The organism is Halomonas elongata DSM 2581 (assembly GCF_000196875.2).
GTDB lineage: Bacteria > Pseudomonadota > Gammaproteobacteria > Pseudomonadales > Halomonadaceae > Halomonas > Halomonas elongata.
Window position 1 is genome coordinate 3,031,416 of sequence record NC_014532.2, and the last position, 14,068, is coordinate 3,045,483.

At 64.9% G+C, this 14,068-nt stretch carries 14 protein-coding genes; 2 read left to right on the plus strand and 12 right to left on the minus strand.

The features are described 5' to 3' along the window. Positions 1–9 precede the first annotated feature (9 nt). Positions 10–894: a 4-hydroxy-tetrahydrodipicolinate synthase gene (gene dapA / locus HELO_RS14180; protein WP_013333336.1), complete on the minus strand. Its 885-nt coding sequence runs from the start codon at positions 892–894 to the stop codon at positions 10–12. 241 nt (positions 895–1,135) lie between these two features. Between dapA and HELO_RS14185 the strand changes: the two genes are divergently transcribed. Next, on the plus strand, positions 1,136–1,612 hold the full coding sequence (locus HELO_RS14185) for a peroxiredoxin (protein ID WP_013333337.1): 477 nt from the start codon (positions 1,136–1,138) through the stop codon (positions 1,610–1,612). 53 nt (positions 1,613–1,665) lie between these two features. Here HELO_RS14185 and HELO_RS14190 read toward each other — a convergent pair whose 3' ends face one another. Next, on the minus strand, positions 1,666–2,781 hold the full coding sequence (locus HELO_RS14190; RefSeq protein WP_013333338.1) for an AI-2E family transporter: 1,116 nt from the start codon (positions 2,779–2,781) through the stop codon (positions 1,666–1,668). Beyond that, the gene (locus HELO_RS14195; RefSeq protein ID WP_041602162.1) at positions 2,781–3,026 is read right to left on the minus strand and encodes a sulfurtransferase TusA family protein; all 246 of its coding nucleotides are present in this window, start codon (positions 3,024–3,026) and stop codon (positions 2,781–2,783) included. Before HELO_RS14195 ends, HELO_RS14190 begins: the two co-directional genes overlap by 1 nt. Before the next feature lie 142 nt (positions 3,027–3,168). On the opposite strand from HELO_RS14195, the gene HELO_RS14200 reads away from it, so the two are divergent. After that, positions 3,169–4,629: a M48 family metalloprotease gene (locus HELO_RS14200; RefSeq protein ID WP_041602163.1), complete on the plus strand. Its 1,461-nt coding sequence runs from the start codon at positions 3,169–3,171 to the stop codon at positions 4,627–4,629. Between the two features lie 83 nt (positions 4,630–4,712). On the opposite strand, the gene lon is transcribed toward HELO_RS14200, so the two are convergent. The 9 genes from lon to nrdR form a co-directional block, all read right to left on the minus strand. After that, positions 4,713–7,148, minus strand: a complete 2,436-nt coding sequence (gene lon, locus HELO_RS14205) for an endopeptidase La (protein ID WP_013333340.1) — start codon at positions 7,146–7,148, stop codon at positions 4,713–4,715. 77 nt (positions 7,149–7,225) lie between these two features. Next, on the minus strand, positions 7,226–8,467 hold the full coding sequence (locus HELO_RS14210; protein ID WP_013333341.1) for a DUF945 family protein: 1,242 nt from the start codon (positions 8,465–8,467) through the stop codon (positions 7,226–7,228). 84 nt (positions 8,468–8,551) lie between these two features. Continuing rightward, positions 8,552–9,025: a phosphatidylglycerophosphatase A family protein gene (locus tag HELO_RS14215; protein ID WP_013333342.1), complete on the minus strand. Its 474-nt coding sequence runs from the start codon at positions 9,023–9,025 to the stop codon at positions 8,552–8,554. Further along, positions 9,022–9,972, minus strand: coding sequence for a thiamine-phosphate kinase (gene thiL, locus HELO_RS14220; protein WP_013333343.1), 951 nt, complete (start codon positions 9,970–9,972; stop codon positions 9,022–9,024). The genes HELO_RS14215 and thiL overlap by 4 nt, the downstream gene beginning before the upstream one ends. A gap of 14 nt (positions 9,973–9,986) precedes the next feature. Next, positions 9,987–10,487 carry a transcription antitermination factor NusB gene (gene nusB, locus HELO_RS14225; protein WP_013333344.1) on the minus strand — a complete coding sequence of 167 codons (501 nt, stop codon included), beginning with the start codon at positions 10,485–10,487 and terminating at the stop codon, positions 9,987–9,989. Then, entirely contained in the window at positions 10,484–10,981 is a 498-nt protein-coding gene (gene ribH / locus HELO_RS14230; protein ID WP_013333345.1) for a 6,7-dimethyl-8-ribityllumazine synthase, read from the minus strand. The genes nusB and ribH overlap by 4 nt, the downstream gene beginning before the upstream one ends. A gap of 72 nt (positions 10,982–11,053) precedes the next feature. Continuing rightward, positions 11,054–12,220, minus strand: coding sequence for a bifunctional 3,4-dihydroxy-2-butanone-4-phosphate synthase/GTP cyclohydrolase II (ribBA, locus tag HELO_RS14235; protein ID WP_013333346.1), 1,167 nt, complete (start codon positions 12,218–12,220; stop codon positions 11,054–11,056). 148 nt (positions 12,221–12,368) lie between these two features. Beyond that, positions 12,369–13,520, minus strand: coding sequence for a bifunctional diaminohydroxyphosphoribosylaminopyrimidine deaminase/5-amino-6-(5-phosphoribosylamino)uracil reductase RibD (ribD, locus tag HELO_RS14240; RefSeq protein ID WP_049786240.1), 1,152 nt, complete (start codon positions 13,518–13,520; stop codon positions 12,369–12,371). Beyond that, positions 13,520–14,005 carry a transcriptional regulator NrdR gene (gene nrdR / locus HELO_RS14245; RefSeq protein WP_013333348.1) on the minus strand — a complete coding sequence of 162 codons (486 nt, stop codon included), beginning with the start codon at positions 14,003–14,005 and terminating at the stop codon, positions 13,520–13,522. Before nrdR ends, ribD begins: the two co-directional genes overlap by 1 nt. Positions 14,006–14,068: the final 63 nt, after the last annotated feature.

Sequence of the window (14,068 nt, forward strand, 5' to 3'; positions counted from 1 at the left end):
GGCCATCGCTCAGTCTTCGATCAGTCCCGCCAGCTGCAGGGCTTCGCTGACGGTCGAGTGATATTTCTCGGACAACCAGGTCAGCGGCAGGCGAATGCCCGGCTCCAGCATGCCCATCCGGTTCAGCGCCCATTTGACCGGAATCGGGTTGGCTTCGATGCCCAGATTGGTGTGCAGCGGCATCAGCCGGGTATTGATCTGATGGGCCTTGTCGGTTTCGCCGGCGACAGCGGCGGCGCACAGATCGTGCATGGCCCGGGGAGCGACGTTGGCGGTCACCGAGATGTCGCCGTGTCCGCCCATCAACATGAAGTCGCAGGCCGTGCCGTCATCGCCGGAATAGAGCATGAAATCGCTGCCCTCGAGGCGGGCGATCAGGTCCTCGGCGCGCTCCAGGTTGCCGGTGGCATCCTTGAGGCCGACGATGTTGTCCACCTCGGCCAGGCGCAGCACCGTCTCGTTGTAGATGTCGGAACAGGTCCGGCCCGGCACGTTGTAGAGAATCACCGGCAGATCGCTGGTCTCGGCGATGGCCTTGAAGTGCTGATAGAGACCTTCCTGGGTCGGCTTGTTGTAGTAGGGCGCCACGGTGAGGCAATAGTCGGCCCCGACTTCCTTGGCGTAGCGGGTCAGCTCCACCGCCTCGGTGGTGTTATTGGAACCGGTACCGGCAATCACCGGAATACGACCATCGACCTCTTCCACCACGGCACGAATCACGTCGAAGTGCTCGGCAAACGACATGGTCGTCGGCTCGCCGGTGGTGCCTGCAGCGACAATGGCATCGGTGCCGTTGTCGAGATGGAAATGAACCAGGCGGCGCAGGGCCTCCCAGTCGATGTCGCCGTTGACTTTCATCGGTGTCGCCAGCGCGACGATGCTACCCGTGATCATCCTCTACTCATCCTCCCGGCCTGCCTGGTATACGCGGCCTTCGCGCGCCGAAGGCCAGGCATCGCCCGAAAAGTGTCTGCACTCTTCAGCTTTGCGGATGATGCCTGGCATCCGGCGAGATCTCGCCGCCAAGAGCCAAATGGTACTCAGGCCGTCAAGGCCTGTACAGCGACGACTTTACAGTTGATCCACGGTTGCGTGTAATCAGGGGCCTTCATTTCTCATCACCCCAGGAGACACCATGAGCATCAGCGTAGGCCAGCCGGTCCCCGACTTCACCGCGACCGCCACCGGCGACACTCAGTTGAGCCTGTCGGAACTGCGCGGCAAGCAGGTCGTGATCTACTTCTATCCCAAGGCCAGCACCCCCGGCTGCACGACCGAGGGCGGTGACTTCCGGGACAACAAGGCGGCATTCGACGCCGCCAACACGGTCATCATCGGCGTCTCCCGGGACGGCATCCGTGCCCAGGAGAACTTCAAGGCCAAGCAGGACTTCAACTTCACGCTGATCTCCGACAAGGACGAGACCGTCTGCCGGCTGTTCGACGTCATCAAGCTCAAGAAGCTCTACGGCAAGGAGCACCTGGGGATCGAACGCAGCACCTTCCTGATCGATGTCGACGGCAAGCTCGCCCGTGAATGGCGGGGCGTCAAGGTCAAGGGCCACGTGGCCGAAGTGCTCGAAGCCGCCCAGGCACTGCACGCCGGCGAGTGAGGCACGCCCCGGCCGTCCTCCCCGGACGGCCGGACGCTTCACGGACGGCGCCGTTACTCGTCGGCGCCTTCCGCCTCGAGCGGCGCTTCCGCCGATACCTCCTCGCGTCGCTGCTGGATCCCCCTCGGCCAGGCATAGACCAGCGCCTTGAGCAGGGTGGCCAGCGGAATGGCGAAGAAGATTCCCCAGAAGCCCCAGATGCCGCCGAAAAACAGCACCGCCAGGATGATCGATACCGGGTGCAGATTGACCGCCTCGGAGAACAGCACCGGCACCAGGACATTGCCATCCAGCGCCTGGATCACTCCGTAGGCGATCAATACATAGACGAACTGGTCACTGATGCCGAAGTGAAAGCCCGCCACCGCCGCTACCGGCAGCGTGGCCACGGCGGCGCCGATGTAGGGGATCAGCACCGAGAGCCCGACCAGCACGGCCAGCAGCGCCGAATACGGCAGGCCGAAGAACATGAAGGTGAAGAAGGACACGCTGCCGACGATGATGATCTCGATGAACTTGCCACGCACGAAGTTGGCGATCTGGTCATCCATCTCGTGCCAGATACGTGTCATCAGCTCACGGCGCTGCGGCAGCAGCGATACCGCAAAGCCCACCAGGCGGTCGCGATCCTTGAGCATGAAGAACACCAGGATCGGTACCAGCACCAGATAGATGATCAACGACAACACATTGCCGAGCGAGGAAAGCGACAGTGACAGGGCACGCTGCCCGAGCTGGGTCACCTCGCGTCCGGCCATGCCGATCCAGGTCTGGATCTGGTCCGGCGTGATCAGTTGCGGATAGCGGGCCTGGAGGTCATCGAGCAGGGACTGTCCACTGGCGAACATGCGCGGCGTTTCCTGGAGCAGATTGACCAGTTGGTTCCAGATCAACGGCAGCAGGATCAACGCCATCGCCAGCAAGATCCCGAGAAAGCCCAGGAACACCAGCAGTACCGCCAGCAAGTGCGGCACGCGGCGGCGCGTCAGACCATTGACTGCCCCCTGCAGCAGAAAGGCGATGACCAACGCCGTCAAAAAGGGCGCCAGCATCTGGCCCAGCCATATCACCACGGCAAAGCCCAGTATCAGCACCAACAGCAGGATGACGGCTTCCTCGTCGGAGAAATAGCGCTCCATCCAGCCACGCAGCAGTGATCTCAGGGTCATCAGGCCGATTCCTCCGCCTTGCGGATCCAGTAGTGATAGACGTCGCCACGTTCCTCGCGAGCCACCATCTCATGGTGACTCTGCTCGATGAAGGTTTCGAAGTCTCGCCAAGAGCCCCCGTCGGTCGCCATTACTTCCAGCAGCGCCCCCGGCCCCAGTCGGGCCAGGGCCTGCTTGGCCTTGAGCAAGGGCAACGGACAGGGAAGACCACGTGCGTCGAGCACATCGTCGGGTTGCACAGTCATGTTGTCTCCCGGGAGAATGCTTGGGCATGTCGGACCGGCCGAGGCGCGCCGCCGACATGAACTTCTGGGATTTAAAGGCACTTTGTCGACTGAATCAATGTCGGATGGTGAGCGCCTCCCCCTGCTCCGTGATGAGGAAGCCATGCAACGTCGACACCTAACCTGCCTGGGCACCCTCGCCTTGTGCCTGGCCCTGGCGACCCCGAGCGTAGCCCTCGATCTTGACCTCGAACCACCCGAGCTGCCCAGCCTGGTCAATAGCGGCTCCCAAGCCGTCAGCGGAGAGGAAGTCCGGCTCGGCCGGACCTGGCTGCGCCAGTTCCGGGCCCGAGCTCCCATCTGGCAGGATCCCATCACTCAGGCATACGTGGACTCCCTGGTGGCACGCCTGCTGCCCTACAGCTCGCTCAGCGGCATCCGCCCGGTCACCACCCTGGTCGCCAGCGAGCAGCTCAACGCTTTCGCCGTCCCCGGCGGCGTCATCGGCATCAATGCCGGCCTGTTCGCCTTTGCCGATCAGGAGGCCCCGATGGTTTCGGTGGTCGCCCACGAACTCGGCCACCTTTCGCAGCATCATTATGCCCGCGGCAAGGCACGTGCCGAACAGACCCAGATTCCCACCATGGCCGCCATGCTGGCCGGCATGCTGCTTGCCGCCGGTAGCGGCAGCGACGCCGGCCTCGCGGCCGCCATGGGTTCCCAGGCCGCCTTCATCCAGGACCAGCTGGCCTACTCCCGGCGCTATGAACGCGAGGCCGATCAAACCGGCCTGCAGATCATGGCGGGAGCCGGCTACGATCCCCAGGCCATGGTCGACATGTTTCGTACCATGCAGCGCATGATCGCCCTGCAGGGAGGCAATCCACCGGAATTTCTGCTGACCCACCCGGTGACGGAATCGCGCATCAGCGATGCCCAGAGCCGCGTCGACCAGATGCACGCCGACGCTTCCCGAGAGCAAAGCCTCGAATACCAACTGGTGCGTGCCCGTGCCCTGCTGGCCATTCATGACCGAAACCCCAACCAGGCGATCACCCGCCAGAATCGCGATTCGACCCCCGAGGACGCCCGCCGCTACCTGCGAGCCCTGGTCGATGCCGAGCAGGGCCGCACCGACGCGGCACTGAACGCTCTGGACACCCTGTCACGCCAGCACCCCGATCTGGCGATGCTGCCGGCCACGGCCGCCCAGGTCGCACTGGAAGCCGGTCGAATCGACGACGCCATCGCCCGAGGCCGGCACCAGTTGCGCCTGATGCCGGGCTATGCGCCCACCACCCTGGTGCTGGGCGAGGCCCTGCTCCAGCGAGATGCCGATGCGGCCTACCGGGTGCTGCGCGAGCTGGCCGACCAGCACCCGGAGGATCCCCAGGTCTTCGCCCTGCTCGCCGAAGCCGCCGGTCACAGCGACCGCAAGGCCTGGGGCCACCTCGCCCGGGCCGAACAGCTACAGCTCACCGGCCACATCGACCGAGGCATCGAGCAGTTGGATGTGGCCAAGAAAGTCGCCGAGGAAACCGGCGACACCAACGCCCTGGCCCGCATCGAGCAACGCCGCGAAGCCTTCATCGGTTACCGGAAAACCATGGAGAAATTCCGCTGAGGGCCGGGGACCAGGGGCAGCGACCTGCCCCTAGCTCCAATTCTCCCTCTGCTTGAATCTCATAGCCCGCCGCTCGTGGTCGACTAGCCGAACACCACCTTGGCCACATCGCGATAGTGCTTGGCGAAATGCACCGTCATGCCGTCGCGCAGGTAGTCCGGCAGTTCCTCGTAGTCACGGCGGTTGGCGTCGGGCAGGATCACCTCGAAGATCTCGCTGCGTCGGGCGGCGATGACCTTTTCGCGAATCCCGCCCACCGGCAGCACCTGGCCCGTGAGGGTCAGCTCGCCGGTCATGGCCAGCGGCCTGTCGATGGGCTCGTGCCGCGCCAGCGACAGCAGCGCCGTGGTCATGGTCACGCCGGCCGAGGGACCGTCCTTGGGCGTGGCGCCTTCGGGCACGTGCAGATGCACGAAAGCCGAGTCGAAGAAATCCGGTTCAGCGCCATAGTCGCCGAGATGGCCCAGCACATAGCTGTAGGCGATATTGGCCGACTCCTTCATCACCTCGCCGAGCTGGCCGGTCAACTTGAAGCCACGATCCAGGGCATGCACCTTGCCGGCTTCCACGGAGAGGGTCGCGCCGCCCATGGCGGTCCAGGCCAGGCCGGTGACCACGCCCTCGCCCTTCATGACCTTTTCCTTGCGGAAGGTCGGTGCGCCGAGGAATTCCTCGAGATTCTTCACCGAGACCTTGATCGTCTGCTGGCCGTTCTCGAGCAGCTTGACCGCCGCCTTGCGCACGATGCGATGCAATTGCTTCTCGAGCTGGCGCACCCCCGCTTCGCGCGCATAGCCCTCGATGATCTGGCGCAGGGCCGCATCGGTAAGGTTGATGCGCTTCTTGGGAATATGGTCGCGCTTGAGCAGCTTGGGCCAGAGATGGTGCTTGGCGATGGCCATCTTCTCTTCGGCGATATAGCCGGAGAGACGAATCTGCTCCATGCGGTCGAGCAGGGCCGGCGGAATCGAATCCAGCGTATTGGCGGTGCACACGAACAGGACCTTGGACAGATCGAGCCGGACATCCAGATAGTGGTCGAGGAAATCGACGTTCTGTTCCGGGTCGAGCACCTCGAGCAGGGCCGAGGCGGGATCGCCCTGGAAGGACTGCCCCATCTTGTCGATCTCGTCGAGCATGATCACCGGGTTCTCGACCTCGACTTCCTTGATCGCCTGGACCAGCTTGCCGGGCATGGCACCCACATAGGTGCGACGATGGCCCTTGATTTCGGCCTCGTCGCGCATGCCTCCCACCGAGAAGCGATAGAACTCGCGCCCCAGTGCCTCGGCGATGGAACGTCCCACCGATGTCTTGCCGACGCCGGGCGGGCCGACCAGCAGCAGGATGGAGCCACCGACATCGCCCTTGAAGGTGCCCTCGGCGAGAAACTCGACGATGCGCTCCTTGACGTCCTTGAGGCCATCGTGATCGCGATCCAGTACCTGCCGGGCGTGCGCCAGGTCGAGCTGGTCATCGCTGGTGATCCCCCACGGCAGTGAGGTCAGCCAGTCGAGATAATGGCGAGTGGTCCCGTACTCCGGCGAGCCGGTCTCCAGCACGGAGAGCTTGTCCAGCTCGTCGTCGATGCGCTCCATGACGCGCTCGGGCACGACCTTGTCGGTCAGCCGCGCGCGGAAGGTATCGACATCGTTTTCCCGGTCGTCCTTGGAAATGCCCAGCTCGCGCTGAATCACCTTGAGCTGCTCGCGCAGGAAGAACTCCCGCTGACGCTCCTGCATCTGGGCGTTGACCTGCTCGCTGATCTCGCTCTGCAACTGGGCGACATCGATCTCCTTGCGCAGCAGCGGCAGCACCTTCTGCATGCGCTCGGTCACCGGCAAGGTCGCCAGCACGTCCTGCAACTCCGGCCCCTTGGCCGAGGTGATGGCCGCGGCGAAATCCGTCAGCGGCCCCGGCTCATGCGGACCAAAACGGTTGAGATAATGCTTGAGCTCCTCGCCATAGAGCGGATTGATCGGCAGCAGCTCCTTGATGCCATTGATCAACGCCATGGCATAGGCACGAGTCTCGTCGTCCTCGGCATCGACCGGCTCGCGCGGATAGCTGACCTCGACCAGATACGGCGGTTTCTTGGAAAGCCAGCGCTGAATGCGGAAGCGGCGCATGCCCTGGGCGATGAACTGCAACTGCGATTCCTCGCCCTGCAGCTTGTGCACCTTGACCGCGGTACCCACCACGGGGAAATCCTCGTGGCCGAGTTCTTCGACGCCGGTTTCACCGACGAAGGCCAACCCCACCATCTGGTGCGGCGTGTTGCCGACGCGGCGAATGGTCTCCTCCCAGCGCTCGCGATTGATCACCAGCGGCTGTACCTGGGCGGGGAAAAAGGGGCGATTGTGGATCGGCAGCAGATAGACCCGCTCGGGCAGGGTGTCACTGGCCGGCACCACGGCCTGACCCGATCCGCTACCGGGCTGGAATCCCTCGTCTTTCTCTTCGTCCTGGATCCACTCCAGGCCGTCCTGCTCGAAACCTCGATCGTTTTCGTCGCTCATGCGTACCTCATCCTGAAGGGCCGGGAGATTCGTCCCGTGATGATCTCGGAATGCGGGCGACGTGCGCGAACTTCAAGTCATGGCAAGCGTTGGGAAAGCGATGGCAAGGGCCGGCCATTGATGCGCACCTTGCCTCTCACCACGTCGATCTGCATGTCCTCGGTATCCAGCGGAAGCCCCAGCCATAGCGCTACCACCGCCGGCAGGTCGCGCCACAGGAAGTCGCCATCGAGGCGTTCGCGCCAGGCGCTCCGACCCTCGCTGGATTCCAGTGCTTCCGGGTCGAGTTCTTCCAGGTCACGGGCATCGAAGATCAGGGCGCCCTCGCCCTCCAGCGACAACCCGAGCATGGGACTGTCCAGGTCGACCTCGAGCAGGTCCAGGCGGGGCGAGTCTCCCATCAGAGCACGAATCTGGGGGGCCAACAGGGATAACAGATCGCGCCGCGTCACACCGCTACCGCCCCGGGCCGCCTCCGCCTTGAGGTGATTCAACAACGAACGCAAGGCATCGGCATTGATACGCGACAGCTCCCCCACCACCTTGCCGGTCATCAGCACCTGGTCGGCGGACATCACCTCGCCCAGGCTCAGTTCGCTGCGAATGCGCAGTTCCTGTTCGTCGAGGTCGGTCTTGCTGTGCAGCACCAGTTCGTCGGCATCCAGCGAGAGACTCGGCGAGCGCCAGTGAACGCCGTTGACCTTGAGCAGGTCCCGCTGCGTGAAATGATAGGCGCCGTCGATGTAGGTATAGCGACTCTCGAGCGTCACCGGCCCGGCCTCGAGGGTCGTCTCGCCATCGTCGAGACGGGCCGACTCCAGGCGGGCGTTCAGTTTCCAGTCCCCGAATTCGCCCTGCAGCGCGAGCCGGGCACCATGCAGGGCCAGCGTACGCTCTTCCTGGCGCAGGACCAGGGGAGACAGCTTCAGAGTACCGTCGAAGGTTCCCGACAGGGGATGATAACGGGCCTCCCAGGCCGGCGGCTTGCGAGCGATCTCGACACGCGCCTGGCCGGTACGTTCACGATGCTGCTGGAGGTAGCCGTCCATGCGCGTACTCAGCAGGCCGTGACGGGCCCGGTAGGAGATATCCAGGTGCCAGCCATCGCCGAACAGCGGTGCCAGGTGAATGACGCCCGTGGAGGTGAGCCAGCCCTGATCGGTCTCGCTGCGCCAGATCGACAGTTCACCTCGTGCCTGCAGGTCCTGAATGGCGCGTGCCAGCTCGCGTTCGAACATCAGGCTGGCGATCGTCTGCGCCACGGCCCAGGCCACGGCTACGGCCACGACCACCGGCACGATCAACCGTTCCTTGCGCATTCCCCCGCTCCTTGTCCTCTCTCGCGACGTCCTGTCACGACGACATCGTCCAGCCCCTACCGCAAGGCTCAGGTAGTCTGCGGCTCAATGCAACCAGAACCACAGGTGCATGGTACTCCAGGCATAAATGCTGGCCAGTACATCATCGATCATGATGCCGAAGCCGCCAGCGACGCGCCGGTCGGCCCAGCGAATCGGCCATGGCTTGAAGACATCGAAGACCCGGAAGACGACAAAGCCCCACAGGGCAGCCTCCCAGGAAAAGGGCACCGCGGTCATGGTCAGCCAGTAACCGACGAACTCGTCCCAGACGATGCCGGAGTGATCGTGAACCCCCAGGTCGCGGGAAGTCTTGTCGCACAGCCAGATGCCCCACAGAAAGGTCACCGCCACCACGACCAGGTACCAGCCCAGCGGCAGCTCGGACATCAGCCAGTAACAGGGAATCGCCGCCAGGGTTCCGAAAGTCCCCGGGGCAAAGGGCACGGCACCGCTGCCGAAGCCGAAGGCGAGAAAATGGGCCGGACGACGCCAGACACTCTGCGGAGCTCGATTCATGGCGTCTCTCCCGGAAAGTGCTGCCAGCCCGGTGACGACGCCTCGGCCCCCTTCAGGCCAGGCTCGGCGGTGATACGCCCGATCACCGTCAACGGCAGGTCCAGCGCCGCCAGGCGCTGCTGCGCCTCGTCGAGACATTCCGGCGGCAGGCTGATCAGTAGCTCGTAGTCGTCACCGCCGCGTAACGCCGCCTGCCGCGCGCCCTGCTCGCCCAACGCTGCCACGAGCCCATCGGCCAGGGGCAACGCCTCGGGCGACAGCTCCACGCCGACGCCGGAAGCATGGCGCAGGTGGCCGAGATCCGCCAGCAGGCCATCGGAGATATCGATGGCCGCACTGGCCAGGCCGCGCAGCGCCATTCCCGCCTCAAGCCTCGGCTGGGGCAGCAGGTAACGACGCAACAAGGGCATGGCGAGATCACGATCGCCAGCTTCCCAGCGGGCCAGGCCACCGGCCCCGCCTCCCAGCCAGCCGGTGACCGCCAGGCAATCTCCCGGTTTGGCGCCGGCACGGGTAAGCGCCGCGGCCGGTGGAACCTCGCCCATCACGGTGACGCCGATGGCCAGCTCGCCGCGACTCACGTCGCCCCCCGCCAGCGCCACGCCGGTGGTATCGCAGAGGGCATGGAACCCCTTGGCGAAGGTCGACACCCAGTCGCCATCGGCCTCCGGCAACGTCAGGGACATGACGCACCAGCGTGCGTGCGCCCCCATCGCCGCCAGATCGCTGAGGCTGACCGCCAACGCCCGGTGTCCGATGGCCTCGGCAGGCGCCTCAGCGGGAAAATGCACATCGGCCACCGAGGTATCGACACTGACCACCAGTCGCTCGCCTGGCGTGGGCTCGAACAGGGCGCAGTCGTCGCCGATCCCCAGTTCGACGCCGCCGGCGGCACCGGTCGATGCGGGCGCGAGAAAGCGGTTGATCAGATCGAATTCGCTATGCATCCGGTCAACAGCCTTCAGCGACGACGCGCTTCGACCTCGGCGGCACGCAGCCGAGCGGCCAGCTTGTCGAGAATGCCATTGACATACCTGTGCCCCTCGGTGGCGCCGAAGGACTTGGCCAACTCGACGCCCTCGTTGATGACCGCCCGGTACGGAACTTCGAGACGATACGCCAGCTCATAGGTTCCGAGGCGCAGAATCGCCAGCTCGATGGCATCCAGATCCTCGAGGCGACGGTCGAGCACGGGCGCGAGTTGTTCGTCGATCTTCTCGCAGTGCTGTGCCACTCCGCTCAGGAGTTCATGAAACAGTGCCAGGTCGGCAAGCTCCATGACCTTGTGCCAGTTCTCGTGGTCCTCCAGGTCCTCATCGGCGACCTGGCCACGGAACTCCGCCTCCACGGTGGCGACCGACTTGCCGGTCATCTCCCACTGGTAGAGCCCCTGGACGGCCAGCTCTCGAGCGGCACGACGGGACTGCTGGGCCCGGGAAGGTTCGCGCTCGCGTCCGCTCATTGCTCACCTCCGTCGGACGGCGTGTCGAAGTGGCGCATCAACGAGACCATCTCCATCGCCGCCATGGCGGCTTCAGTACCCTTGTTGCCCGCCTTGGTGCCGGCACGCTCGATGGCCTGCTCGATGGAGTTGACGGTCAGCACGCCATTGGCCACCGGCGTCCCGAACTCGAGCTGCAAGCGGCTCAAGGCGGAGTTGCACTCGCCGGCCACGTGCTCGAAGTGCGGCGTGCCGCCGCGGATCACCGCGCCCAGGGCGATGACCGCATCGGGACGCACCACACGCAGCGCCCGCTGAATCGCCAGCGGCAGTTCCCAGGCGCCGGGCGTGTGAACGATATCGATGTGTTCTTCATCCACGCCATGACGCACCAGGCTATCCACCGCGCCTTCCACCAGGCTATCGACCACATGATGGTTGAAACGACCGACCACGATCACATAGCGGCCGTCGACATCGACGAAGCTTCCTTCGACTTGAGAAATCGGTTGCATGGTTCTTTCCTGATGAATCCGATCATGCGCGCCCCCGAGGGGGCACGCTTGCGTGTATCCGACGCGGGGCGTTCAGATGCCGCCCTCGTCATTGTGCGTCGACGTCTCGCCGGGCTCGACCCGCTCGACCACCTCCAGGTCGAAGCCGGACAGCGCCGAGAAGCGCCAGGGCGAACTCAGCAGGCGCATGCGTCCGACGCCCAGATCGCGCAGGATCTGCGAGCCGGTGCCGATGGTCAGGTAATTGCCCGCGCCATCGGAATCGGTGGTGCGTGGCGCCCGGCGGCGTTCGAGAAAGAGATCGAGCAACTCGTGAAGATCCTGCCGGGGACGACCATCGTCGAGCAGCACGAAGACGCCGTGTTCGGCCTTCGCGATCTCGGCCACCGCCTCGTGGGCCGCCCAGCTGTCGTGCTCGCCCTTCTGCAACGACAGCAGGTCCCGCATGACGTTGACCAGGTGGACGCGCACCGTGGTGGTCGCTTCGGGACTCGGCTGGCCCTTGACCAGGGCCAGGTGATGCGCGCCCTGGATGCTATCCCGGAAGACGTGCAGGGTCAGCTCTCCATGCGGCGTCTGTACAGGCATGGCTTCCACGGGCTCGACGGTCTGCTCGTTGTGGATGCGGTAGTGAATCAAATCGGCAATGGTGCCGATCTTCAGGCCATGCTCCTGGGCGAAGCGCTCCAGCTCCGGCCGCCTGGCCATGCTGCCATCCTCGTTCATCACCTCGCAGATGACCCCGCTGGGATCCAGCCCGGCCAGGGCAGACAGGTCGCAGGCCGCCTCGGTGTGACCGGCACGCCGCAGCACACCGCCCGGCTCGGCCATCAGCGGGAAGATGTGGCCAGGCTGGACGATATCCTCGGACTTGGCATCACGCGCTACCGCCGCCTGCACCGTACGCGCCCGATCGGCAGCCGAGATGCCGGTCGTCACGCCCTCGGCCGCCTCGATGGAGAGGGTGAACTTGGTACCGAAACCTGAGCCGTTGTCGTTGACCATCAAGGGCAACTGCAGGCGTTCGCAACGCTCGCGCGTCATCGGCAGGCAGATCAGCCCGCGAGCATGACGCGCCATGAAGTTGATGTGCTCGGCCTCGACCTTCTCCGCGGCCATGATGATGTCGCCTTCATTCTCGCGATCCTCATCATCCATCAGGATCACCATCCGCCCTTGGCGGATATCCTCGATCAGCTCGGGAATGGGGGAAAGGCCCCCGGAAGATGAGTGCACCATGGAGTCTCCGTAATTGAGCGTGGCGGCTGTCGCATCGGGAAGACGCGTGGGTCGCCATCGGGCGTCGCCCGACTCGAAACCGCGTCAGGGTACCGTGGCAGGAACGCCGGCGCCAGTAAATCGGCTCGTGGATGCAGCAGGCGTGGCGTCAGGACGACGCCACAGCCGGGTCGCACCGACGGGGAACGGCGGTGATCCGCCAGTCGTCACCGACGGCACGGATATCGCGGATATCCAGCGGTCGCTGCTCGTCCATGCGCGTCAAACCCGGCAGTTCGAAAAGTGGCCGGGCCTCGCCGCCGAGCAGGGTCGGCGCCACGAACAGTTGCATCTCATCGACCAGGCCGGCATCCAGCATCGCACCGGCCAGGGTGGCGCCCGTCTCCAGAAGCACTTCATTGGCCTCCTCGTGACTGGCCAGATAGGACAACAGCGCTTCCAGATCGACACGACCGCCCTCTTCCGCCGGCAACACCACGACCTCGGCCCCGGCCTGCTCCAGCTTCTCACGATGCTCATCATCGTGCCCGTCCACCGTCGCCACCAGGGTACGCCCCGGTTCGCGCAGGCAGGCCGCCGCCAGCGGCAGGCGCAGGCGGGAATCCACCACCACGCGCATCGGCTGGCGGCTGGCGATCGCCTCGGCATTGTCCAGCTCGAGTTGCTCGGCGCGCACGGTGAGCCGCGAGTTGTCGAAGATGACCGATTCGACGCCGGTCATCACCACGCTCGAACGCGCCCGCAGGCGCTGAACCTCACGCCGGGCGCAGGGGCCGGTAATCCACTGGGACTCCCCGGAGCGCATCGCCGTGCGGCCATCGAGACTCATCGCCATCTTCATGCGCACGAAGGGACGCCCCCTGGCCATGCGCGCAATGAAACCGGAATTGAGCGCATGGGCCTCGGCTTCGAGCACGCCCTCCTCGACCTCGATGCCCGCCTGGCGAAGACGCTCGATGCCGCGCCCGGCCACCTGGGGGTTGGGATCACGCATGGCCACAACCACCCTGGCCACCCCAGCCTCGACCAGCGCCACCGCGCAAGGGCCGGTTCGCCCCTGGTGGGAACATGGCTCGAGGGTCACATAAGCCGTGGCACCCCGCGCCGCTTCCCCGGCGTTGCGCAAGGCATGGATCTCGGCATGGGGCTCGCCGGCACGCTCATGCCAGCCTTCGCCGATGACTCGCCCTTCCTTGACCAGGACACAACCGACACGAGGGTTGGGCGCGGTGGTATAGAGCCCATGGCGAGCCAGCCGGAGCGCGCGCGCCATCCAGCGTTCGGGCGGTGTAGGCGACATCATGATTCTCCCGATTCGTCCGGACGAAAACTGGGCTCCTGGGCCAGGCGATCGATTTCGGCGCGAAATTCATCGATGTCCTGAAAACTGCGATACACGGAAGCGAAGCGAATGTAGGCCACCTGATCGAGACGCTTCAGGGCATGCATCACCTCCTCGCCGACATCCCGAGCATGCACCTCGCGCTCGCCTCGCGCCCTGAGGGTCTGGCGAATGCGCTCTACGGCAGCCTCGATGGACTCGGCGCTGACCGGCCGTTTTTCCAGGGCGCGAAGCATGCCGGCACGCAGCTTGCGCTCGTCGAAGAGCTCCCGGGAACCATCCGACTTGATCACCCGCGGCATGACGAGCTCGGCGGTTTCATAGGTGGTGAACCGCTCGCCGCAGCCCGCGCACTGACGACGGCGACGGACCTGATCGCCATCCGCTACCAGACGAGAATCGGTCACTCTTGTGTCATTGGCGCCGCAGAAGGGGCAGTGCATGGCGATCACCCGGCATCGATTTGAGGACGTGACGTGTCGCCGTATTGTAACGGCTTGGCGCCG